The organism is Pantoea sp. Lu_F5_004 (assembly GCF_051136245.1).
GTDB classification, from domain to species: Bacteria; Pseudomonadota; Gammaproteobacteria; order Enterobacterales; family Enterobacteriaceae; genus Pantoea; species Pantoea agglomerans.
In genome coordinates this window covers 624,272-648,492 of the sequence record NZ_CP194946.1, presented here as the reverse complement: position 1 = coordinate 648,492, position 24,221 = coordinate 624,272, and the positions used below count along the sequence as shown (strand labels likewise).

The following is a 24,221-nucleotide window of genomic DNA, read 5'->3' as shown; positions in this document are numbered from 1 at the left end:
ACCTGACACTCCGCCTGCATCAGGTGAAAGAGGAGATTCAGTGACCTTTGCGAGCGAGCCGTTGAGCTGCCACCGGCGTCAGCACGGGCAGTTCAACGGCAGCGTTCTGGTGAATGGCGAGGGTTCAACCTGCCCACAATTATCTGTCGCCCTGCCCTGTTTTCCCGCGCGAAGCCCATGCTATCTTGTGGTTTTGATTTTTTCAGTGGGCAAAATTGATGACAAAGTTGCGGGTAGGGATCGTGTTTGGCGGGAAATCGGCTGAGCATGAGGTGTCGTTACAGTCGGCCAAAAATATCCTTGAGGCGATCGACAAAACCAGGTTTGACGTGGTGTTGCTTGGCATCGATAAGCAGGGACACTGGCGTCTTAACGATGCTTCAAACTTCTTACTGAACGCTGAAAATCCGGCGCTGATCGCGCTGAATCACGCCGCTGAAGATGTGGCGCTGGTGCCTGGTACGACTCAGCAGCAGATCATTACCCGTCATAACGCCCATCCGCTGTCGCAGATCGACGTTATCTTCCCGATCGTGCACGGTACGCTGGGTGAAGATGGCTCCCTGCAGGGCCTGTTGCGTATGGCCTCGTTACCTTTTGTCGGTTCCGACGTGCTGGGTTCTGCGGTCAGCATGGATAAAGATTTTACCAAACGCCTGCTGCGCGACGCCGGCCTCAACGTCGCGCCGTGGGTGAGCGTCACCCAGGCCCAGCGCGCACAGCTGGATGCCAGCGCAGTCATTGCCCGCTTTGGCCTGCCGCTGTTTATCAAACCCGCCAACCAGGGTTCATCAGTGGGCGTCAGCAAAGTGGACAGCATTGAAGAGTTTGATGCCGCGCTGGCGCTGGCCTTCTCCTTTGACCGCAAAGTGCTGATTGAGCAGGGTATCAAAGGCCGCGAGATCGAGTGTGCGGTGCTGGGCAACGATGCCCCCGAAGCCAGCCCCTGCGGTGAAGTGGTGGTGCATGACACCTTCTACTCGTATGACACCAAATATATCTCCGAGAGCGGTGCGCAGACGGTGGTCCCGGCGGCTATTACACCGGAAACCAGCGATGCGATTCGTGAGGTCGCCATCAAGGCCTTTACCGCGCTGGAGTGCTTTGGCATGGCGCGCGTCGATGTGTTTTTGACTGACGATGGCGAAATTATCGTCAACGAAGTGAATACCCTGCCCGGCTTCACCAATATCAGCATGTACCCGAAACTGTGGCAGGCGGCCGGACTCAGCTATCAGGATCTGATCAGTCGCCTGATCGACCTGGCGCTTGAACGCCACCAGCAGGCCAGTACCCTGAAAAGCAGCGTCAGCTGACAGAACCCGGCGGCGTGGCGTTATGCCACGTCGCTGGTGATGGCACGGTAGTTAACCGGCGAGGTCTGATTGCGGCCATTGCGTTTCGACAGATAGAGGTTTTTATCGGCTGCGGAGATCAGCCGGTTGATCACGCGGTGCCACTCCGGCGCCTCACCGGCACTGCCATGCGCCAGCCCCAGACTGACAGTGACCGTGGCCGTACTGCCCTGCAGCCAGAACTTCTCTTTCGCCATCTTCTGCCGGATGCTCTCAGCAAGAAAGTAGAGCTTTTCCGGATTCTGGTCGAACAGCACCACCACAAACTCTTCGCCGCCAAAACGGCAGATGCGCCCCTCTTTACCCACGACGCGCTGCATACGGCGGGCGATCTCTTCCAGCACACTGTCACCCGCATCATGACCAAAATTGTCGTTAATCGCTTTGAAGTAGTCGACATCCAGCAGGATCACCCCCGCCCGGCGGTCCGGAAAGATCGGCTCAGCACGCAGACTTTCATAGAGGCCGGAACGCGACAGCAGCCGGGTCAGGAAGTCATAGTTGGCGCGCAACGCCAGACGCTGGTTGAGCTGGCGAATCGCATCCATGCTCACCGCCACAATCAGCGGGCTGATCGCAATGGTCGCCACGCCCAGCCGTGCCGAGGTCAGATGGGTGATCGGCAGCATATTGTCATCGCCCTGGATATTCATCACGCCATGCGAAACCAGAATGATTTCGCTAATGCCGGTGAGCAAAATCACCAGGCTGGTGAGCGGCATCGGCAGCACGATGGCGCACCAGACCAGCGCCGGAACCGGGAACGTCAGGCTGCCTGCGCCGCCCATCATCGCGCCAATCATCAGCGAAAAAATCACGGCGACAACCGGTGCCAGTTTGCGCATCTGCATAAACTGCCGGGGCGACAGCGACGCCCAGTCGCGCGTCAGCAAAAAGGGCAGCAGCATCAGTCCGGTTGAGAACTGTTCGCTGAACCATTCGCCCCAGGCCGTCACCAGCCCGCTGTTGAAATCGGCCTGCTGCGCCAGTGCCCCCCAGCTGGCGCAGGCCAGTCCGGCCAGCAAACAGGCCGGAAAAATGCGCAGCACGCTGGTTATACGCTCGCTGCCGGAGTCGTGCTGAAGATGTTTTACCAGCAGCGTCACCGCCACCAGCACAAACAGAAGATTCGCCATATTGAGGGTAAAAGCAGAGAGCGCCCAGCCTGAAAAAACGGTGTCGTTAAACACCATCGCAGCAAAGGTGGCCAGGTAATAGCGGGTCTGATGCAGAAAAGGATTCCGGACGATCACGCCAGTGACGATCGCGTTGACCGGCCAGAACAGCGACAGCTCCTGTGGAAAGCGCAGGTGTCCGCCGATAAAGCAAAACAGCAACGTGATTAAAAACAGTGAAAATGCGTTCTTCTTAACGTTGTGCTCTTCAAACAGCTGTATGCGCATACATCCGGACCTTGTCACAGAGAGGCTGGCTGTCCACGCCAGCCTGGACAGGCGCGTGGTGTCAGAATGATTAAATCCTGAATATCCTCAATGTCATCCGGCGATAAAACCTCGTTTCATGGGCTAACTAAGAAAAGTTACCGTTTTGAGGCTAAACCCATCAGATGACAGCAGAAACTGGGGCTCTATTATGCATCGCAAATAAAAAAATCGGATATCCGAGATATCCGATTTTTGCTGTTCTGACGACTTTACCGTTGCGCTAACGCTATTTTACGGCAACCGGCCACTGACTCAGGCGAATGCCGCGTTTGTCGGCGTTATCGCCAAAATCTTTCAGCACCGCTTTGACGTCGGGATCGATATATTCCGCATTGTCATTATCAACGATGACTACGCTGTTCTCCGGGATCTCATCCAGCAATCCCTGCAGCTTTGGATTGTGCATAAAGGTCAGGTTCTGCTGAAAGCGCAGCACGTAGTGGTCGTCATAGCGGGTAAGCTGCAGCGCGTTGCGATGGCTTTTATAGATGCTATAGAGGATCTGCGTGGCGATGCCGATACCAATCCCGACCAGCATGCCAAGCGTGATAATACCGACGATGGTGGCCAGAAACGGCACATACTGCTGGGCGCCCATCCGGAACTGCTCAATAAACAGTTTGGGTGTTGCCAGCTTGTAGCCGGTATAGAGCAGTACGGCAGCGAGGCTGGCCAGCGGAATGGCGTTCAGCATCTCGCTGAACCACATACCGCAAATAAGCAGCAGCACACCGTGAATGAAGATCGACAGTTTGGTCTGCGCGCCCGCACTGACGTTAACCGAACTGCGCACAATCACCGCCGTGATCGGCATCGCGCCAAGGAAACCGGCCGCCAGGTTACCGATACCCTGCGCGAACATCTCTTTGTTGGGCGACGGCGCGGGCGTCTGAGGACGCAGTTTTTTCAGCGCTTCCTGACTCAGCAGCGTTTCCAGACTGGCGACCAGGGCTAAGGTCACCGCAACGACCCAGACCTGCGGATTCTTCCAGGCCATCCAGTCGGGCGTTTCCAGCTCTGCCACCAGCGCGGAAATGCTGTCAAAAGCGGGCAGCGAAATGCGCGCCAGACCGCTGGTCATCTCCGGGAACAGCCGTCCACCCACCACGGTAGCAAGGCAGCCTATCAGCACGGCAATCAGCGGCCCAGGGATCCAGGCCAGCGCTTTGATCCGTTTCACCGGTGCGGTGGTCCAGAGACATAAAATGGCCAGCCCGACACCCGCTACCAGAATCGCGGGCAGCGAGAAGGTCATCTCACCGGTCACCAGTGAAACCAGCTCCGCATCGCCCGCGGCACCCAGCGCCACCGGGATCTGCTGCATGATGAGCAGCAAACCGATCGCCGCCAGCATCCCTTTGATGACGCTGCCCGGCACCAGCGAAATAAATCGTCCGGCACGCAGCAGGCCAAACAGACATTGCAGTGCTCCAGCGATAATCAGCGCGGTGAGAAAGGCAGAGAAGCTGCCCAGTGATGCCATTGAGGCGACGACGATGGTGACCAGGCCTGCCGCCGGGCCGCTGACGGCAAACCGGGACGGACTCAGTGATGTGACCACCAGGCCGCCAATCACACCGGTCAGCAGACCGGCAAACGGCGGTAATCCGCTGGCCTGTGCGATGCCAAGACAGAGCGGTAAGGCGACCAGAAACACCACCAGACCCGCAGGAATGTCGCGACGCAGGGTATCGAGGTTCATAATGAAGGTTCCTCTGCAGATTGATGAATCAGCTCTTTAAGATGGCCGGAGCGCAGGTCATAAACACAACCAAACACCTCCAGTTCCTGGCCCGATTGCCAGATTTGCCGGACCGGTTCAGATTTCACCAGTCTGGCGAATTGCGCCTTAACGTTGGCCTCAACCAGCCGATCGAGCTGTTCACCCGGCTCCGCGTCTGAAGGGGGGCTTTCCGCCAGGCCATGCTGAATATCATGACGCAGCGTCTGAATGCGTCTCGCCAGCGCGCTCTCCTGCCCGTCCAGCACGCTGCCCGGCAGATTCTGCGCGGCTTCCACTCCACCGCAGCCATAGTGACCGCTTAATACAATGCGTTTTACACCGAGAAAAAAGAGCGCGTATTGCAGCACGCTCAGTAAATTGTCATCGTCCTCAATCACCATGTTGGCGATATTACGATGCACAAAGAGTTCGCCAGGATGGGAGCCGGTTAAGACTTCTGCCGGAACGCGACTATCAGAACAACCTATCCAGAGTGAGTGCGGCTTTTGCTGATGAAGGAATTTTTTAAAGTAGTCTGGATTACGCTGGCGGCGCTGTAATGCCCAACTGCGATTTTTCGCTAATAAGGGTTTAAGTGTCGTCACAATCATCTTCTCTCTACTACCGGGATGTCGCATCCTGGCTAACCACAAAGTGTATCGGCTCACAAATAAAGCATGAGCCGCCAGGTAAATAAGAACTGAGTCACAGAAAAAGGTTATAGCCGCTAACCATTACCAATGCACGAGCAATATTTCACAGCACTTTAACATCATGCTATTTGTCAATCCGGCGTCAGTAAGAGTCAGGGTTAAGTAAATTTAATTAAGCAGAAGAGAAGTGAAATAATTAGCGGTAATCATTTTAAATCTAACAATATCAATACATTAAAATATAAAAGATAATAAACTAAAGTTACTGCTGACAAAAAAATACAATCATTAAACAAGGGGATATTCACTGCCATACCAAACGCCCTGCTTTTTACCAGGAATACTCTTAATTAAAAAATTAACCATTAGCACGATCAACCGGCTTAATTGCTGATAGCCAGTCAGATATGCCTGATTTCAGATAAGAATGAAGCAAGAGATAATTAATTTAATTTGCAGCAAAATAGTGACGGGAGAAAGTAAATCAGGACCACGATTTAACAGAGCCTGACCCGGTCAGGCTCTTTTTCTTGACGAATTATTTACCGTTCCAGCTTTGCAGGCGCGATTCCCGCACTGACAGCTGCTGTTCCGGTGTCAGTTTATTGTAGTTTTCCGCCATTCCGCTCTCCCAGTCGCCGTAGAGCGGATTCGGCAGCACGATGAACTGCGTTCCAAACTGCTGATGGTTAAGATTCACAAAATCACGACGCGTCTGATTGCCCTGATGCCAGGTCGCGCCACCAAAATCGTTGAGGTTATCGCCTACGTAGAGCACCACGTTATAGCCGGCATTTTTAATGGCATCGAAACGCGCCTGCTTATTGGAGCTGTCAGTATTCAGACGTACCGTTTTATCGCTGACGTTGGGGAAGCCGAGCTGCTGCATATTAGCAACCGTGGCCGCGTAATCTTTCTGATCGCGGTTCGACACATAGAACAGCGTGCCGCCATTCTGTGTGACATGACGCGCAAACTCTATCGCGCCCGGCACCGCTTTCGCCTGCCGCGCCTGCGTCCAGGCTGACCAGGTTTTGCTGCTGAACGGCTGGCCGTTCTTCGCCTGCCACGCGCTGTAGGCGCTGTTATCCAGCATCGTTTCATCCAGATCGACAATCACCGCTTTGGGTTTGCCGGTCAGCGAGGGGGCCTGATCAAACGCCATACGCGCGGTATTAAATGCCTGCCAGGTCAGCGCCTGATATTCACCAGACTGCTGGAACCAGTTTACCGCCAGCACCGATTGCTGGCCGAGTTGCTGTTGCGCGGTCTGATGTGACGACGAGGCGCAGCCGGTAAGCAGCAGCGCGACCAGTCCGGATGCAGCCAGTTTTGCGGAGGTTTTCATCATTTCATCCTTAAGGTGAGAAAGGTCTGAGGAGAAGCTTCAAAAATGTAGCAGTTAACGTAAGCTGTGGGCAGCCCAACGCACGCTGTTATAACAGGAGATTCCTATGGCCGTGATCCCGCGCTCGCCATTGCTCGATTCGCTGGAGTGGCTCGAATATGCGTTTCAGCCAGCCGGAGAGCCACCACCCGCTGAGGCCGCCTATGGACATCAGCGCCACAGCGCGACCGTGGTCACCGATATCGAGAACATCCCACCCAAAAGCTGCGAGTCTGACGGCGTGATCGGCAGCGGGACGCGCCCGGTGGCGGTCTACACCGCCGACTGCCTGCCAGTGCTGTTCGCCGATCGCCAGCAGCGGATCGTGGCCGCGGTTCATGCCGGACTCAAAGGTACGCTGGCGGGTGTGCTGATCCGCGCGGTTGAAAAACTCTGCGAACAGGGCTGCGAGCCGCAGAACCTGATGGTGGCGATCGGTCCGGCGATGGGCCCCTGCTGTTATGAACTGGCCGAACCGCAGCTGGCGGAGATTACTCAGAACCCGGCATTGGCCAGCGGGCTGCGCTGGCACCAGAACCAGCCGGTTAATCCTCTGGCGCAACGTCCACAGGCCGCTGCCCGCCAGCAGGGTGTCTGGTTCGATCTGCCTGCGCTGGCAACACATTTGCTGGTGCAGGCGGGTGTGCCGGCTGCGCAGATCGATAACGTCAATGTCTGCACCTACTGCATGGCCGAGAGCGGTTCAAGCTACCGCTTCAATACTCACCACGGCAGCGGCTATCGCTCGCGCTATTCGTGGATCCGTCGACGTTAATGGGTTTTCTGGCATCGCGCTGACAGCAGATAGCGGAACCTGCACTGAGACGGGCGCTGACGCCTGTCGCAAAGCCACGCGGGCCATGGATGGCGGTCTTCACCTCTTTGCGCCAGGCACGGGCTAGCTCCGCCCACTCTTTGTCACTCACCTCACTCGCCTGCCGTTGTTTATGATTTCACTCACACCCTGACATTCTTTCACTTTTTTTTAACGCAGAAGTGGCTAGAGTGAACTCATCCGACCACTTTACCGTGAGTGATTATCATGTCCGTCAATCCTGACTATCCTGCGCTATTTACGCCGCTGGACCTTGGCTTTACCCGACTGAAAAACCGCTTTCTGATGGGGTCGATGCACACCGGACTGGAAGAACATCCGGATGGTGCAGCCCGGCTGGCGGCTTTTTACGGCGAGCGGGCGCGTGAAGGTGTCGCGCTGATCGTCACCGGCGGCATCGCCCCCAATGCGCAGGGTGTCACCACCGCGCATGGCGCGATGCTCACCGACGAGACGCAATGTGACTGGCACCGGCAGATCACGGAGGCGGTGCATCAGCACCAAGGCAAAATCGCCCTGCAGATCCTGCATACCGGCCGTTACAGCTATCAGCCCGATCTGGTTGCGCCCTCGGCACGCCAGGCGCCGATTAACCCGTTTACGCCACAGGCGATGAGCGAGGCGGCGATTGAACAGACCATTGATGACTTTGCCCGCTGCGCCCGACTGGCACAGCAGGCGGGCTACGATGGCGTGGAAATCATGGGTTCCGAAGGCTACCTGATTAATCAGTTTCTGGTGAAGCACACCAATCAGCGCACCGACCGCTGGGGTGGCGACTTCCGGCAGCGGATGCAGTTTGCGCTGGCGATTACCCGCGCCGTTCGCGCCGCGACCGGCGACGCCTTTATCATCATCTTCCGGCTGTCGATGCTCGACCTGATCGAAGAGGGCAGCACGCTGGAGGAGACGCTGTTGCTGGCGGGCGAGCTGGAGCAGTACGGCGTCACGCTGTTCAATACCGGCATTGGCTGGCACGAGGCGCGCATCCCGACCATCGCCACCTGCGTGCCGCGTGCGGCCTTTGCGTGGGTGACGCAGCGCCTGCGTGAACAGGTGAAGGTGCCGGTCATCGCTACTAATCGCATCAACCATCCCGCCGTCGCCGAGCAGCTGTTGCAGTCGGGCTGCGCCGATATGGTGTCGATGGCGCGCCCTTTTCTCGCCGATCCCGCCTTTGTCACTAAAGCCCAGCGCGGTGAACCGGACAGCATCAACACCTGCATTGCCTGTAATCAGGCCTGCCTCGATCAGGTGTTCGCCGGTAAAATCACCTCCTGCCTGGTCAATCCGCGCGCCTGCCACGAGTCGCTGATGCCGGTCATCGCCAGCACCGCCCCGCGCAGGCTGGCCGTAGTGGGTGCCGGTCCGGCCGGCATGGCGTTTGCGCTGCAGGCGGCCCAGCGCGGCCATCAGGTAACACTCTATGAGGCCGCGCCGGAGATAGGCGGCCAGTTCAATCTTGCCCGGCTGATCCCCGGCAAATCGGAGTTCAGCGAAACGCTGCGCTATTTCCGGCATGAGCTGGCGGCCGCAGGCGTGACGGTTCAGACGGGCAGTCGGGTGACGGCGGATCAGCTGAGTGACGCCGATGAAGTGGTACTGGCGACCGGCATTCAGCCGCGTACGCCTGACATTCCGGGCATCGACCACCCCAGCGTGCTGAGCTACCTGGAGGTGCTGCGCGATAAGCGCCCGGTGGGTAAACGGGTAGCGATTATCGGCGCCGGCGGGATTGGCTTCGATGTGGCGGAGTATCTGTCACAGCCATCCCATGACGAAGATCTGGCGGCGTTTTATGCCGAATGGGGCATCGACCACAGCCTGACGCAGCGTGGCGGTGTGATGAAACCCGAGCCGCCTGCCGCGTTACGGCAAATCTGGCTGCTGCAACGCCGATCGGGAAAACCGGGTGCCGGGCTGGCAAAAACCACCGGCTGGATCCATCGCGCCAGTCTGCAGGCGCAGGGCGTTGAGATGTGGGGCAGCGTTGAGTATCTGGCGATTGATGACAGCGGCCTGCATCTGCGGCGCAACGGCGAAACGCTGTTGCTGGAGGTCGATAACGTGATTATCTGTGCCGGACAGGAGCCGCAGCGCGAACTGGAAGCCGCGCTGCGTGCAAAAGGACAGAGGGTAACAGTCATCGGCGGTGCGGATGTGGCGCAGGAGCTGGATGCGCGCCGTGCGATTGCGCAGGCGACGCAACTGGCATTAACCGTCTGACTAGCGCATTTTCACCGCGCGCAGCACCACGAACTTCTGGTTAGAGGCGATCAGCGTACAGTTACCAAACAGCTTCTTCAGCTTGTGGTGATAATCGAGGTGGCGGTTGCCGACAATGCGCAACTCGCCGCCATACTGAAGGCAGCGTTTGGCATCGCGGAACATCTGCCATGCCAGGTGATCGGTCACCGCGTGCTGCTGGTGGAACGGCGGGTTGCACAGCACCGCGTGCAGCCGATCCGACGGATAGCCACTCAGCACATTGTTCACCAGGAACTGACAGCGTGACAGATCCTCAGGACGGTTCACTTCCACATTAAGCTTGCTGGAGGCGACCGCCATGTAAGACTCATCAAGGAAATGCACTTCGGCCTGCGGGTTCTGCTCCAGCGCCACCAGCCCCACCACGCCGTTACCACAGCCGAGATCGACAATCTCGCCCTCAATGTTTTCCGGCAGATGCTGCACAAAGAGCCGTGCACCGATATCCAGCGAAGCGCGCGAGAAGACGTTGGCGTAGTTGTGAATCTGATAAGGGGTACCATCCAGCGGCCAGACCAGCGTCGGCGTGGCCTCACGCAGTTCAGGCTTGCTGAACTGGCTGTAGATCAGACGCGCTTTTTTCCACGCCAGTGAGGTTTTGGTTTCACCAATGATCTGTTCGAACAGCTGCAGGGTAGAGTTATGGATCTCTTTGGCGCGCGCCGCCGCCAGAATCACCGTATCAGGCGTGACGACTTCGCGAATGGCGCGCAGCTGGTGCTCAAGCAGCGCCAGGGTTTTAGGCACCTTGATCAGCACAGCCGCAGGTGAAGCAGGCAGTTCAGCCAGGCTATCAACAAAGTGAACGTCGCTGTCATCCAGCCCATTAAAGGTCAGATTCTGACGGGCGGCCTGCTGGCTCAGCCAGGAGTCGCTGACGTGCCAGACGGTACGCGGATTCAGGGCGCAGGTTAATGCCCCGAAACTGTCGTTGAAGACCAGCACCGGCCCCTCTGGCAGCGCCTGCTGTAACAGATATTCATCAGCCGCATCCCAGGCTTGTAATGGACTTTCGTCACGCATCTGCGGGAAGCGATGCAGGATCAGTGTGCGATCGTTCAGTTCAAGTTGGCTCATGAATTCTCCGGCGTGGTACACTTTGGTTGATTTTCGCCCCAAAATCGGGGGCGCAGTATACTGTCTTTCGCCTGGAATCCCTAATGTCCTCACTGATCTACCTTCAGGGTTATCCTGCACCCCTTCTTGAGCAGGTTCAGTCGCTGATCGCCCATCAGCGCTTAGGTGCGTTCCTGCAGGAACGTTATCCCGACACCCACGACGTGATGAGTGATAAAGCGCTGTATGACTACACGCAGGCGCTGAAAAATCGCTATATGCGCAATGCGCCGCCGATCAGCAAAGTGATGTGGGATAACAAGATTAAGGTGATGAAGCATGCACTCGGGCTGCACACAGCCATCTCACGGATTCAGGGCGGTAAGCTTAAGGCGAAAGCGGAAATTCGTATCTCGACCTTTTTCCGCCTCGCGCCAGAGCCGTTTCTGCGGATGATCGTGGTGCATGAGCTGGCACACCTTAAAGAGAAAGATCACGATAAGGCGTTCTACCAGCTCTGCTGCCATATGGAGCCGGATTATCACCAGCTCGAATTTGATGCGCGACTGTGGATGACGGACCAGGCGATGCGCGGCAACGCGGCTTAAAGAAACTCCTGCGCTTTCTGAATCAGGCTGGTTTTGGTCAGCGCGCCCAGAAAGCGCCGTTCCTGCGGATTGTTGAGCACCGGCAACCGCTCCAGCGTCACCGCCGCAAAGGCTTCCCATCCCTCACGCATACTCTGATTCTGATACACCACCGGGAAATCCTGATCCATCACGCACTCCACCGGTGAGTCGAGGGTGATCTCCTGTGCCAGCACCCGGCGCGAAATTTCATGAATCGAGACCACGCCGAGGAAAGCGCCCGCGGCGTTGATCACATAAACATAGCGTTCACGCTTCAGGGAGCTGACCGCCAGCGCCTGCCCCACCGACTCCTCCGGCTGCAACGCCGCACCCGCAATAATCAGCTCGGCAATGCGCATATTATCGAAATCATATTTCGCTTCTGAACGGCTGAAGTGATGACTCACGATCGGATAGGTACTGGCGGATTGCAGGCGATAGACCACCATCGACGCCAGCACGGTAGCGATCATCAGCGGAAACAGCAGGCTGCTGTTGAGCGTCATCTCCAGCACCATCAGCATCGCCATCAACGGCGCCTGACTGACCGCCGCCAGCACCGCCGCCATACCAATCGCGGCATAGAGCAGCACATTGCCAAGCGGCAGATGCAGCGCCGCCCCCACCGTCGCGATGATCACCCCCAGCAGCGCGCCAATCAGCAGCGAAGGGGTAAAGAGTCCGCCGACGGCGTTCGAGCCTACCGACAGGCTGGTAGCAAGGGTTTTCAGCACCAGCAATAGCAGCAGACCCGGCAGCAGGTAGTGCCCTGCCATCACTTTGACGATCACCTCGTAGCCGTTGCCGAGGATATCAGTGGAGATCAGCGCCAGTAAGCCGACCGCAAAGCCGCCCGCCCCGAGGCGCAGCGGCAGTGAGGCGACCCGGCTGAACAGCACTTTGCTGCGGGCGATGCATTTAATCACGATCCAGCCCGCCAGCCCGGCGCACAGACCAATCACCACCGTCATCAGCAGGCTGCTGAGATCCATAGCGAAGTTCGCGTCTGCCAGCGGATAGAGCGCGCTGCGAAAACCCAGCGTCCACATGGTCATCACTGCCGTGGCGGCTGCGATGATCAGGGGGATCAGCCGCTGCAACGCAGAAATGCCGAAGGCGATTTCCGCCACAAAAATCGCCGACGCCAGCGGCGCATGGTAAACCGAGGCGAGGCCCGCCGCCGCCGCCATCGCCACCACGTCACTGTTTTTCAGGTTAAGTGAGGCCGGTAACAGGCGACCAATCGCACTGCCGCACAGTGCCGAGAGCTGCACCATCGGCCCCTCTTTACCTATCGACGCGCCGCTGCCAATACTGGCAATCGACGATAAGGCGCGGAACAGTGAGGTCCGGGTCGGCACCGCATCGAGCCGGGCGTTGATCACTTCAAGGTAATCCGTTTTCACCGTCTGCTGCTGCTCAATGGCAACGGCATAACGCAGAAAATAGCCTGCCAGAACGCCGCCCGCCCCCACCAGCAGGGGCCAGAAGATCCACGGCCAGAGATGCAGGGATTCGGTTATTTCGCCACTGCGGGCAAACAGCAGATGGTTGATCAGTTCAATCACGCCGCGGAAAGCCAGCGTCACCAGCGACGCCGCACACCCGACCGGAATGGCGATCAGAAGTGTGGTCCAGTTTAATGCGTGCTTACTTGCTTTCACCTGCGCTCCCTGGTTGGTACATAAACATCATCGCTTCCGCATATTATTGGAATGCGGATCGCAGGATCAATCCCTGCCCGCCCGGCACCATTGCACAGCGTGGGTGAGATGTTACTCTGCCGCTTTACAGTTGCCGGAGAGATGACGTGATTCGTTTTGCCATTGTGGGAACAAACTGGATTACACGCCAGTTTATTGATGCCGCTCATGAAACCGGAGCGATGAAGCTCTGTGCGGTCTATTCACGCAGTCAGCAGCAGGCTGAAGCCTTTATCGCCGATTATCCCTGCAAACAGGCCTTTACCTCACTGGAAGCGCTGGCCGCCAGCCCGGAGATCGATGCGGTCTATCTGGCCAGCCCCAACGCCCTGCACTGCCAGCAGGCGCTGCTGTTTATGTCGCACGGCAAGCATGTGATTTGCGAAAAACCGCTGGCCTCTAACCTGGCAGAAGTGGAGCAGATGATCGCCTGCGCCCGTGAGCATCAGGTGGTGCTGTTTGAGGCATTTAAAACTGCCAGCCTGCCGAATTTCCTGCGGCTGCAGCAGGCACTGCCTGACGTGGGTAAACTGCGAAAAGCGCTGCTGAATTACTGCCAGTACTCCTCACGTTACCCACGCTATCTCAACGGCGAGAACCCCAATACCTTTGATCCGCGCTGGTCGAATGGCTCAATTATGGATATCGGTTATTACTGCCTGGCCTCGGCGGTGACGCTGTGGGGCGAGCCAGATCGCGTGCAGGCCAGCGCGACTTTGCTTGCAAGCGGCGTGGACGCGCACGGCGTGGTGGTGCTGAGTTACGGTGATTTCGACGTGACGATTCTGCATTCGAAGGTGAGTGATTCCAGCCTCCCCAGCGAGATTCAGGGTGAAGCGGGCGCGCTGGTGATAGAGAAGTTATCGGAGTGCCAGCAGCTGACTTTTGTGCCACGGGGCGCGGAAAAGCAGACGCTGAACCAGCCGCAGCATATCAATACCATGCTGTATGAGGCCGCCGCTTTTGCCCGGCTGGTTGAGCAGCGCCAGGTGGACCACCCTTCGCTTGAGGTTTCGCGGATTACTGCATCGCTGCTGACTGAGATACGCCGCCAGACCGGCGTGATCTTCCCGGCCGACCAGGCTGCTGTGTAAATATTTCTAAATATGTCTGAGAGGTGTTGCTTCCTGTGCAGCTAAACCGTAACTTACCCTCCTGCAAAGGGGAGTAACTTGTAAGCTGATTGATCGTCATTACGATGCGAAAGCATCCGGTCATCAGGCAACCCGGAATCAATTTCTGTGTTGTAAGTGAGACCTTGCCGGAAGGCGAGGTTTGCTTACACAAAAATAAGCGGCTGACGTCTTCTGACTTCAGCCGTTTTTTTTTATTTTTCGGACAGGATACGAATATGCAAACTGTGGGTACGCCTTTACTGTGGGGCAGCTTTGCGGTTGTGGTGCTTATCATGCTGGCTATCGACCTGCTGTTGCAGGGACGCCGTGGCGCGCAGACCATGTCTTTCAAGCAGGCGGCTATCTGGTCGCTGATCTGGGTTTCAGTCTCACTGCTGTTCAGCGCCGCCTTCTGGTGGTATCTGGAGGGCAGCGCAGGACGTGAAGTTGCTAACACGCAGACGCTCGCCTTCCTGACCGGTTACGTGCTGGAAAAAGCGCTGGCGGTGGATAACGTCTTCGTCTGGCTGATGCTGTTCAGTTACTTCTCTATTCCGGCCAATCTGCAGCGCCGGGTGCTGATCTATGGAGTATTAGGCGCTATCGTGCTGCGTACCATCATGATCTTCGCCGGTAGCTGGCTGGTCACGCAGTTCAGCTGGATCCTCTATGTGTTCGGTGCCTTCCTGCTGTTCACCGGTGTGAAAATGGCGCTGGCGAAAGAGGATGACGGCGCGGTGGGCGAAAAACCTGTGGTGCGCTGGCTGCGTAAGCATCTGCGCATGACTGACGATCTCGACGGCGAGAAGTTCTTCACCCGCAAAAACGGCGTGCTGTTTGCGACGCCACTGCTGCTGGTGCTAATCATGGTGGAAATCAGCGACGTGATCTTTGCGGTCGACAGTATCCCGGCGATCTTCGCCGTGACAACCGACCCGTTTATTGTGCTGACCTCAAACCTGTTCGCTATCCTGGGTTTGCGTGCCATGTACTTCCTGCTGGCAAACGTGGCGGAACGGTTCTCAATGCTGAAGTATGGCCTGGCGATTGTGCTGGTGTTCATCGGCTTTAAGATGCTGATTGTCGACCTCTACCATATCCCGGTCGGTATCTCGCTGGGTGTGGTCGGTGCCATTCTGGCATCAACTCTGCTGATTAATGCCTGGGTTAACCGCTAAAGAGACCAGAAAAAGCTCGCACCATAATTACCTGCAGGGGCAGCGGATGCCCCTGTTTTATTTTGTGGCAGCCTGTCACGCCATTTCATCCCTCTGTCACACTTCCACTATCCAGCATAATAAAAATCTGACCTGCTCCACAGTGACAGAACTTTCTCTTTTCTCGTCCGATCTTTTCCTTATACTCCGCCGGGCAAACCGTTTTAGCCGATGCAAAACATCGCGTCTGAAACTACATCCGCGACAAAATATAGAAAATATTATGCAGAAAACTCTCTCCGCACGTCTGGGTACGCTGCTCGCCGGTAGCCTGGTGAAGCAAATCATGATTGGGCTGATCGCCGGTGTGGCGCTCGCCTGGATTTCACACGATGCCGCGATCGCGGTCGGTCTGCTGGGTGAACTGTTTGTCAGTGCGCTGAAAGCGGTCGCGCCATTGCTGGTACTGATGCTGGTGATCGCCTCGATTGCCAACCACCAGCAGGGCCAGAAGAGCAATATCCGGCCGATTATTATGCTTTATCTGCTGAGCACCTTTTTCGCGGCGGTGGTCGCGGTGGTCTTCAGCCATCTGATCCCGCAGACGCTGACGCTGGCGGTGGGCACCACGGAAATCACACCACCATCCGGCATTACCGAAGTATTACGCGGACTGCTGATGAGCATGGTGTCGAATCCCATCACGGCCCTGATGAACGCCAACTACATCGGCATTCTGGTGTGGGCAATTGGGCTCGGGCTGGCGTTCCGTCACAGCAGTGACACTACCCGCGCCTTTCTCAATGATGCCTCGCATGCGGTGACCTGGCTGGTACGCTGCGTGATTCGCTGCGCGCCGATCGGTATTTTCGGTCTGGTGGCCTCGATCCTCGCGTCTACCGGCTTTGGCGCGCTGTGGCAATATGCCCATCTGCTGACGTTACTGATCGGCTGTATGCTGCTGATGGCGCTGGTGGTGAACCCGCTACTGGTGTTCTATAAAATCCGTCGCAACCCCTACCCACTGGTCTTCACCTGCCTGCGCGAAAGCGGCGTGACCGCCTTCTTTACCCGCAGTTCTGCCGCCAACATTCCGGTAAATATGGCACTGGCGAAACGTCTGGATCTGGATGAGGATACCTATTCGGTGTCGATTCCGCTGGGCGCAACCATCAGTATGGCGGGGGCATCGATTACCATTACCGTGCTGACGCTGGCCGCGGTGCATACGCTGGGGATCAGCATTGATGTGCCGACGGCAATTCTGCTGAGTCTGGTGGCGTCACTCTGTGCCTGTGGTGCATCTGGCGTGGCGGGCGGTTCGCTGCTGCTGATCCCGGTGGCCTGTAACATGTTCGGCATTCCGAATGATCTGGCAATGCAGGTGGTGGCGGTCGGCTTTATTATCGGCGTCCTGCAGGATTCGGCGGAAACCGCGCTGAACTCTTCAACCGATATTCTGTTTACCGCAGCTGTCTGTCAGGCAGAAGCGGAGCGCGAAACCAGCCGGGCTTAACCTTTCAGATAGCTCAAAAGCTCAAAGAGTGGGTGGTAGAGTCCGAAGAGCAAAGCGTCCCGCGCCAGGGAAGGCGCGGGCCGAGCGAGCAGGGATGCTTTAAGCGACTTTGCGATCGGACTCTGCCACCCACGAAGGGCACAGGATTAACCGACGGTAATGACAATATCAGGATCGCCATTGTTTGCCTGACAAACTATAGCGTCACACCGCTTTTGAAAATCGCCAGCTCGCGGAAATCGTTCTTCTCGTTGTTGGTCGGCTGACCGCTGGCAATCGCCACAATGCTGTCGACAAAGTCTTCCAGCATCGCATCCATACTCATTCCCTCGATCAACCGTCCGGCATTAAAGTCGATCCAGTGCGGCTTCTTCTCCGCCAGCGGTGTGTTGGTGGCCAGCTTAACCGTCGGCACAAAACCGCCATAAGGCGTGCCGCGTCCGGTACTGAACAGCACCATGTGGCAACCGGCACCTGCCAGCGCACTGGTGGCGACCGCATCATTGCCCGGCGCACTCAGCAGATTCAGCCCCGGCGTTTTTAACCGTTCGCCATACTTCAGCACATCGACCACCTGGCTCTGCCCCGCTTTCTGAGTACAGCCCAGCGACTTCTCCTCCAGCGTGGTGATACCGCCCGCTTTGTTGCCTGGCGACGGGTTTTCGTAGATCGGCTGCTGGTGATCGATAAAATACTGTTTGAAGTCGTTGATCATCGCCACCGTTTTGCTGAAGGTCTCCTCGTCGCGACAGCGACTCATCAGAATCCGTTCTGCGCCAAACATTTCCGGTACTTCGGTCAGTACGGTGGTGCCGCCATTAGCGATCATCTGGTCCGAGAAACGTCCCAGCAACGGATTGGCGGTGATGCCAGACAAACCATCTGAACCGCCGCACTCCAGACCAAACTTCAGCTCGCTGAGTTTGCCCGGCTCGCGCTGGTCGTGACGCATTTTTTCATACAATGCGTGCAGCCGCTCCAGCCCGGCTTCCACCTCATCGTCATGCTGCTGGCACACCATAAACTCGACCCGGTCGCTTTCAAACGCGCCGAGGGTGTCACGGAAAGCATCAACCTGATTGTTTTCGCAGCCGAGACCAATCACCAGCACCGCGCCAGCATTAGGATGGCGCACCATATTCTGCAGCATGGTGCGGGTGTTTTCGTGATCCTGCCCCAGCTGCGAACAACCGAAGGTATGGCTGAACAGGAACGCGCCATCGATATCTTCTGCATCCTGCGTCTCCTTCAGAAAGCGCTGCAGGATCTGACGCGCAATGCCGTTGACGCAGCCGACGGTCGGCAGGATCCACAGCTCATTGCGGATGCCAACCTCGCCGTTAGCACGACGGTAGATCTGCACCTCACGGTCACCCGGCTGCGGCGGCAGCGTCACAAACTCGGGCTGATACGCATATTGATCCAGATCGCTGAGATTGGTGCGGGCGTTCTGCGAATGGATTAACTCACCGGCGGCCACAGGCTGCGTGGCATGGGCAATCGGCAGCCCATATTTGATCACCAGCTCATCCTGCGCGATAGGCTGCAGGGCAAATTTATGCCCGCGTCCGACCGCCTGTTGCACCGCCACACGCAGTGGCGGCAGCTCTATCGTGGCGCCCGCGTCTAAATCACGTAACGCCACGGCGACATTGTCGCGGGGATCAATTTTGATTGCGTCTTGCATAGCGTTATCTCAGTTGGCTCAGCGCCTCACGCATTCCGTGGGCGATGATATTTTGCAGGTGTTGGGTGACAGCCGCAGCCAGTCCGGGCTGACGGGTTAAATCTTCACCCCAGTGTTGCGCGTCGCTGAGTACGCCGTTCACCAGCTGTTGCGGTGACAGCTGATCCGCATCAAGTGCTTTCCAGGCGTCGGCGTAGCGCTGTAACCACTGCGGCTCGTCCTGCAATGGCCAGCTCTTGCCAGCTGACTCGCCGCGATAAAAAGCGATCAGTGCGGCCAGCGCAAAGGTGATGTGTGTCGGCCACTCGCCGGTTTGCTGATGCGCGGCAAGGAGTGGCGTCAGCAGACGGGTGCGGAATTTAGTCATGCCATTAAGGGCAATCGACAGCAGCGCGTGGCGAATAAACGGATTGCGGAAACGACGCTGTACCGCATCGGCAAACGCGTGCAGTTCATCGGCAGGCAGATCCAGCGTCGGGATCACTTCGTGACGCAGCAGGTTATCCACAAATCCGGCGATAGCCGGATCGGCCATCGCCTCTCCCACACTCTCAATACCGGCCAGAAACGCGACCGGCACCATTGCAGTGTGCGCGCCATTGAGAATGGCCACTTTCTGCGCTTTATAGGGCGCGATGTCATCCACATGCCGAACCTGCGGCGACAGTGCCGCCAGCTTCAGTTCATTAAACAGCGCCGACGGCCCCTGAATCACAAACTGATAGTAGACTTCGCCCGCCACCAGATAGCGATCTTCATAACCCAGCTCGCGTTGCAGCTGCTCGCTTTCCGCCGGGAAGCCGGTGACGATGCGGTCGACCAGAGTGTTATAGAACGCGCAGTGCTGATGAACCCAGGTTTTAAATTCTGAGGGCAGATGCCACTGATCGGCGTAGCGCAGCACCAGATCGCGCAGCGTGTCGCCGTTATGGTCAATCAGCTCGCACGGCACCACCAGCCAGCCCCGGTCGCTGGCGCCATTGAAGTGGGAATAGCGCGCCCACAGCAGTTGCGTCAGTTTGCCAGGGAAACTGCTGGCGGGCTGATCGGTAAGCTGATCCTTGCCGACAAAGGCGATGCCCGCTTCGGTGGTATTGGAGAAGACCATGCGCAGATCAGGATTACGGGCCAGCGCCATAAATTCGCCGAACTGCTGCCAGGGCTGGATTTCACGGTTGAGGCTGCGGATCAGCCGGGTTTCGCTGACCTGCTCGCCCTGATCGTTCAGCCCGCGGATCAGCGTGGTGTAGAGTCCATCCTGCTGATTCAGGCTGTCGCTGACTTCACGGTTGCGCGGCCGCACCACCACGATCCCGGCATCGGTGCCCTGATGTTCATTCAGCCAGTCGATCTGCCAGTCAATAAAGGCGCGCAGGAAGTTGCCTTCGCCGAACTGGATCACCCGGTCGCGATAGACGGCGCCCGGGAAGTCGTGACGGTTTAGCCTTTTCATTATCAGGCTCCCAGCTCGATGCCGAAGTAATCGCGGGCATTGTTGAAGCAGATGTTCTGTACCATCTGGCCTAACAGTGCTTCATCGGCTGGCGCTTCACCCTGCTCCACCCAGCGTCCCATCATCTGGCACAGCAGGCGGCGGAAATATTCGTGGCGGGTGTAGGAGAGGAAGCTGCGGCTGTCGGTCAGCATGCCGACGAAACGGCTCAGCAGACCAATCTGCGCCAGCTGCGTCATCTGACGCTGCATACCATCCAGCTGGTCGTTGAACCACCAGGCTGAACCGAACTGCATCTTGCCCGCCTGACCTTCGCCCTGGAAGTTGCCCGCCATGGTGGCCAGCACTTCGTTGTCGCGCGGGTTCAGGCAGTAGAGAATGGTTTTAGGCAGCGCATTATTGAGATTCTGCGCGCCCAGCAGGCGTGCCAGCGGTTCCGCCAGCGGCTGGTCGTTGATCGAATCGAAGCCGACATCAGGCCCCAGCAGCTGGTACTGGCGCGGATTGGTGTTGCGGAGTGCGCCAATGTGATACTGCTGGACCCAGCCACGGCGGGCATATTCGCTGCCCAGCCAGACCAGCACCGCCGTTTTAAACTGTGCCGTTTCCTGCGGGTTGGGCGCGGCGCCGCTTCGACGACGCGCCAGAATCGCATCCAGCGTGGCGTCATCCGCCTCGGCGTAGCAGACCACATCCAGCGCGTGATCGGAGACTTTACAGCCGTGCGCCGCGAAGTGATCCAGCCGCTGATGCAGTGCGCTGCGCAGATCGTCAAAACGCTGCACGCTGATGTCCGTCAGCTGCTCCAGCGTCTCGATCCACGGCAGGAAGGTTTCCGCTTCGATATTAAACGCTTTGTCCGGACGCCAGCTCGGCAGCACTTTAACGCTGAAGCTGGCATCGTCTGCCAGCGCGCGGTGATGGCGCAGGTCATCCAGCGGATCGTCAGTGGTGCCCACCATCTTCACCTTCATCTGCTGCATGATGCCGCGCGTGGTAAAGCTATCCTGCGCCAGCAGTTCATTGCAGCGATGCCAGATGCTATCAGCCGTTTTCTCAGAAAGCAGCGTATCGGTGATACCGAAAGGCCGGCGTAACTCCAGGTGGGTCCAGTGATAAAGCGGGTTGCCGATAGTGTGTGGCACGGTGCGCGCCCAGGCGTCAAATTTTTCACGATCGCTGGCGTTACCGGTACAGAACGCCTCAGCCACACCGTTGGCGCGCATGGCCCGCCACTTATAGTGATCGCCCTTCAGCCAGATGTCATAAAGGTTGGCGAAGCGATAATTTTCGGCAATCTGCTGCGGCGGCAAGTGGCAGTGATAGTCGAAAATCGGCTGATCCTTTGCATAGTCGTGATAGAGACGACGGGCGAATTCGGTATCCAGCAAAAAATCTTCGGTCATGAAACGTGACATACATGCTTCCTCATCGACTGAACCACTGATGGCCCAAAGTTATCATACCAATTTTAGTGCGTTACGGATTTATTTGCGATCCTGCTCACATAAACGGCGGTAGCTGGCTGCCGTTATGGACGTTTTTGTCGCCCGTATCGCGCTAAATGGCTGTCATTACGCAGGTTTCCAGTATCCCACAGTGCAGAAAGGGTTTTTGTGATGGCTCTCAACTTTTAAAGTTGTATAACAAGTTAGGCTCTCGCCCCATCGTGAGGTCGTTAGCGACTCACAAATGGCAAGGTTATAACAGGGTTGCTTTTACAGAACCTGCGGGCGTGAGCAGAGCTGCATCACGTGCTGTCCCGCTCCAGATAACAACAGCGGCAAGACCGCATACAGAACTGGAAGAGGTAGAGGATGCGTAAGATCAAAGGGTTACGCTGGTACATGATTGGACTGGTGACGCTCGGTACGGTGTTGGGGTATCTGACCCGTAACACCATTGCCGTGGCGGCCCCGACATTAATGTCAGAGCTGCATATCACCACGCAGCAGTACTCCTACATAATTGCGGCCTATTCAGCCTGCTACACGCTGATGCAACCGGTGGCAGGTTATGTACTGGATCTGCTCGGCACCAAGGTCGGCTACGCGGTGTTTGCTATTATGTGGGCGATTTTCTGTGCCGCTACGGCGATGGCGGGCAGCTGGGGCGGACTGGCGCTGGCACGAGGCGCAGTCGGTGCGGCTGAAGCGGCGATGATCCCGGCCGGACTGAAAGCGAGCAGCGAATGGTTCCCGGCTAAAGAGCGTTCGGTCGCCGTGGGCTACTTTAACGTGGGTTCGTCTATCGGTGCGATGCTGGCTCCGCCGCTGGTGGTCTGGGCGATTGTGGCGCACAGCTGGCAGATGGCATTTATCATGACCGGTGTGCTGAGCATGGCCTGGGCACTCAGCTGGCTGGTGTTTTACAAACACCCGAAACAGCAGAAGAAGCTGAGCGATGAAGAGCGCGACTATATTATCTCCGGTCAGGAAGCGCAGCATCAGACCGGCAACACCCGCAAAATGTCAGCACTGGAGATTATTCGTAACCGCCAGTTCTGGGGTATTGCCCTGCCGCGTTTTCTGGCAGAACCGGCGTGGGGAACGTTCAACGCCTGGATTCCGCTGTTTATGTTTAAGGTTTACGGCTTCAATCTGAAAGAGATTGCGATGTTCGCCTGGATGCCGATGCTGTTCGCGGACTTCGGCTGCATCCTGGGTGGCTATCTGCCGCCGCTGTTTCAGCGCTGGTTCGGCGTTAACCTGATCGTCTCCCGCAAGATGGTCGTGACGATGGGTGCGGTGTTAATGATTGCGCCGGGCACCATCGGCCTGTTCACCAGCCCCTACGTCGCCATTGGTCTGCTGTGCATCGGCGGGTTTGCGCATCAGGCCCTCTCTGGCGCGCTGATCACCCTCTCCTCAGACGTTTTCGGCCGCAATGAAGTCGCTACGGCTAACGGCTTGACCGGCATGGCAGCCTGGACCGCCAGTACCATGTTTGCGCTGGTGGTAGGCGCACTGGCCGATACGCTGGGCTTCAGCCCGCTGTTTGCCGCGCTGGCGGTGTTTGATCTGCTGGGTGCCGTCGTTATCTGGACGGTTCTGAAAAATAAACCCATTTCAGAGCTGAATGCCGAAGCCGTTATTCCGCAGGCCAGCGCCGTTCGCAGTTGATCTGCCGGGCTGGCGCAGGCCAGCCCATTTCCTCGCACCTCCTGAAGTGGTATAACAACTTATCTGTCTGCTACCAGGATTGTGCTATGGACTTCACTGAATCCCGTCGACTTTATCAACAGCTGGCCAGCGAGCTGAAAAGCCGCATTGAAACCGGGATCTACCCGGTGGGTGACAAACTGCCTGCTGAGCGCCTGATTGCCGAAGAGATGGAAGTGAGCCGCACCGTCGTACGCGAAGCGATCATCATGCTGGAAGTTGAAGGCTATGTTGAGGTCCGCAAAGGCTCGGGCATCCACGTCATTGCCAGCCAGCAGCAGAACCGCATCGCCTCCACCAGCAGTCAGCTGGAGTTCGCCACTTTTGGCCCCTTCGAACTGCTCCAGGCTCGTCAGCTGATTGAGAGTAATGTGGCCGAGTTCGCTGCAACTCAGGTAACGCGCCAGGACATTATCGACCTGATGGCGATTCAGGAAAAAGCCCGACAGGAGGATCACTTCCGCGACTCCGAGTGGGATATGCAGTTTCATGTACGTATCGCGCAATCCACCCAGAACAGTGCCTTAGCCGCCATCGTTGAAAAAATGTGGCTGCATCGCCTGCACAATCCTTACTGGCTCAAACTTCACGAACACATCGACCAGCGCAGCATTCTCAGCTGGTGTGACGACCACGATCAGATTCTTAAAGCTCTGATGCGCAAAGATCCCGCCGCCAGCAAACTGGCGATGTGGCAACATCTGGAAAATACTAAACAGATGCTGTTTAACGCGACGGCGGATGATTTTGAATTTAACGTGGATCGATACATGTTTGGTGAGAATCCGGTCATCCTGCCTGATGGGTCCAATAACGCCCGCTAAAAGTGCCTGAAAATGCCCTGAGACGGTCAGTTAATCTGCAATAGTGTCAGGTCATGTAAAGCTCCTTTTTACACGCCGTTTCACAAGGTAAAACTCCTGTTCGCCAGAGAGTTTTCCTGTCTCAGACAGGCGATTTTTGTTACAGTTATCGCCCTTTTATTACCCTTTGCGACTGGGGGTTATAAAGTCGCTGATTTAACAATCAATTCTGGAAGGATCCGGAAAATCCCGCCCAGGCTGCGCTCCTAAAATTT

At 57.1% G+C, this 24,221-nt stretch carries 18 protein-coding genes; 9 read left to right on the top strand and 9 right to left on the bottom strand.

Going from position 1 to position 24,221, the window contains the following annotated elements:
• The first annotated feature begins 218 nt into the window (after positions 1 to 218).
• On the top strand, positions 219 to 1,316 hold the full coding sequence (ddlA, locus tag ACR8BN_RS03130; protein WP_134161571.1) for a D-alanine--D-alanine ligase: 1,098 nt from the start codon (positions 219 to 221) through the stop codon (positions 1,314 to 1,316).
• Positions 1,317 to 1,336: 20 nt separating this feature from the next.
• On the opposite strand, the gene ACR8BN_RS03125 is transcribed toward ddlA, so the two are convergent.
• The 4 genes from ACR8BN_RS03125 to ACR8BN_RS03110 form a co-directional block, all read right to left on the bottom strand.
• Positions 1,337 to 2,758, bottom strand: a complete 1,422-nt coding sequence (locus ACR8BN_RS03125) for a diguanylate cyclase (protein WP_424996654.1) — start codon at positions 2,756 to 2,758, stop codon at positions 1,337 to 1,339.
• A gap of 268 nt (positions 2,759 to 3,026) precedes the next feature.
• Positions 3,027 to 4,502 (bottom strand): SulP family inorganic anion transporter, encoded by a 1,476-nt coding sequence (locus tag ACR8BN_RS03120; protein WP_434747313.1) that lies wholly within the window; start codon positions 4,500 to 4,502, stop codon positions 3,027 to 3,029.
• On the bottom strand, positions 4,499 to 5,134 hold the full coding sequence (locus ACR8BN_RS03115; protein ID WP_029519418.1) for a carbonic anhydrase: 636 nt from the start codon (positions 5,132 to 5,134) through the stop codon (positions 4,499 to 4,501). The genes ACR8BN_RS03120 and ACR8BN_RS03115 overlap by 4 nt, the downstream gene beginning before the upstream one ends.
• Before the next feature lie 580 nt (positions 5,135 to 5,714).
• The gene (locus ACR8BN_RS03110; protein ID WP_010256579.1) at positions 5,715 to 6,524 is read right to left on the bottom strand and encodes a 5'-nucleotidase, lipoprotein e(P4) family; all 810 of its coding nucleotides are present in this window, start codon (positions 6,522 to 6,524) and stop codon (positions 5,715 to 5,717) included.
• 106 nt (positions 6,525 to 6,630) lie between these two features.
• Here ACR8BN_RS03110 and ACR8BN_RS03105 point away from each other — a divergent pair, with 106 nt between their 5' ends.
• Together ACR8BN_RS03105 and ACR8BN_RS03100 are read left to right on the top strand one after the other, a co-directional pair.
• Positions 6,631 to 7,338, top strand: a complete 708-nt coding sequence (locus ACR8BN_RS03105) for a polyphenol oxidase family protein (protein ID WP_434747312.1) — start codon at positions 6,631 to 6,633, stop codon at positions 7,336 to 7,338.
• Positions 7,339 to 7,605: 267 nt separating this feature from the next.
• Positions 7,606 to 9,624, top strand: a complete 2,019-nt coding sequence (locus ACR8BN_RS03100; protein WP_434747311.1) for an FAD-dependent oxidoreductase — start codon at positions 7,606 to 7,608, stop codon at positions 9,622 to 9,624.
• Here ACR8BN_RS03100 and rlmG read toward each other — a convergent pair whose 3' ends face one another.
• The gene (gene rlmG / locus ACR8BN_RS03095) at positions 9,625 to 10,743 is read right to left on the bottom strand and encodes a 23S rRNA (guanine(1835)-N(2))-methyltransferase RlmG (RefSeq protein WP_033772684.1); all 1,119 of its coding nucleotides are present in this window, start codon (positions 10,741 to 10,743) and stop codon (positions 9,625 to 9,627) included.
• A gap of 83 nt (positions 10,744 to 10,826) precedes the next feature.
• Here rlmG and ACR8BN_RS03090 point away from each other — a divergent pair, with 83 nt between their 5' ends.
• Positions 10,827 to 11,330 carry a M48 metallopeptidase family protein gene (locus ACR8BN_RS03090; protein ID WP_010256568.1) on the top strand — a complete coding sequence of 168 codons (504 nt, stop codon included), beginning with the start codon at positions 10,827 to 10,829 and terminating at the stop codon, positions 11,328 to 11,330.
• Here ACR8BN_RS03090 and ACR8BN_RS03085 read toward each other — a convergent pair.
• On the bottom strand, positions 11,327 to 13,015 hold the full coding sequence (locus ACR8BN_RS03085) for a chloride channel protein (RefSeq protein WP_425000799.1): 1,689 nt from the start codon (positions 13,013 to 13,015) through the stop codon (positions 11,327 to 11,329). The genes ACR8BN_RS03090 and ACR8BN_RS03085 overlap by 4 nt on opposite strands.
• A gap of 146 nt (positions 13,016 to 13,161) precedes the next feature.
• Here ACR8BN_RS03085 and ACR8BN_RS03080 point away from each other — a divergent pair, with 146 nt between their 5' ends.
• The 3 genes from ACR8BN_RS03080 (at position 13,162) to sstT (ending at position 16,842) form a co-directional block, all read left to right on the top strand.
• Complete coding sequence (locus tag ACR8BN_RS03080; protein ID WP_064704044.1) at positions 13,162 to 14,148, top strand: Gfo/Idh/MocA family protein; 987 nt, start codon at positions 13,162 to 13,164, stop codon at positions 14,146 to 14,148.
• Positions 14,149 to 14,405: 257 nt separating this feature from the next.
• A complete protein-coding gene (locus ACR8BN_RS03075) occupies positions 14,406 to 15,347 on the top strand; it encodes a TerC family protein (protein WP_434747310.1) in 942 nt (313 codons plus the stop codon).
• Between the two features lie 262 nt (positions 15,348 to 15,609).
• Positions 15,610 to 16,842: a serine/threonine transporter SstT gene (sstT, locus tag ACR8BN_RS03070; RefSeq protein WP_163637537.1), complete on the top strand. Its 1,233-nt coding sequence runs from the start codon at positions 15,610 to 15,612 to the stop codon at positions 16,840 to 16,842.
• 196 nt (positions 16,843 to 17,038) lie between these two features.
• Here sstT and ACR8BN_RS03065 read toward each other — a convergent pair whose 3' ends face one another.
• Genes ACR8BN_RS03065 through uxaC form a run of 3 tightly spaced genes read right to left on the bottom strand, consistent with a single transcriptional unit; the run spans position 17,039 to position 21,400 of the window.
• Positions 17,039 to 18,529 (bottom strand): UxaA family hydrolase, encoded by a 1,491-nt coding sequence (locus tag ACR8BN_RS03065; RefSeq protein WP_031590941.1) that lies wholly within the window; start codon positions 18,527 to 18,529, stop codon positions 17,039 to 17,041.
• A gap of 4 nt (positions 18,530 to 18,533) precedes the next feature.
• Positions 18,534 to 19,982, bottom strand: coding sequence for a tagaturonate reductase (locus ACR8BN_RS03060; protein WP_031590943.1), 1,449 nt, complete (start codon positions 19,980 to 19,982; stop codon positions 18,534 to 18,536).
• Positions 19,983 to 19,984: 2 nt separating this feature from the next.
• Positions 19,985 to 21,400, bottom strand: coding sequence for a glucuronate isomerase (gene uxaC / locus ACR8BN_RS03055; RefSeq protein ID WP_033780649.1), 1,416 nt, complete (start codon positions 21,398 to 21,400; stop codon positions 19,985 to 19,987).
• A gap of 399 nt (positions 21,401 to 21,799) precedes the next feature.
• On the opposite strand from uxaC, the gene ACR8BN_RS03050 reads away from it, so the two are divergent.
• Both ACR8BN_RS03050 and exuR read left to right on the top strand, forming a co-directional pair.
• Positions 21,800 to 23,104, top strand: a complete 1,305-nt coding sequence (locus ACR8BN_RS03050; RefSeq protein WP_010699779.1) for an MFS transporter — start codon at positions 21,800 to 21,802, stop codon at positions 23,102 to 23,104.
• Between the two features lie 86 nt (positions 23,105 to 23,190).
• Positions 23,191 to 23,967 (top strand): transcriptional regulator ExuR, encoded by a 777-nt coding sequence (exuR, locus tag ACR8BN_RS03045; RefSeq protein ID WP_022623920.1) that lies wholly within the window; start codon positions 23,191 to 23,193, stop codon positions 23,965 to 23,967.
• Positions 23,968 to 24,221 lie beyond the last annotated feature (254 nt).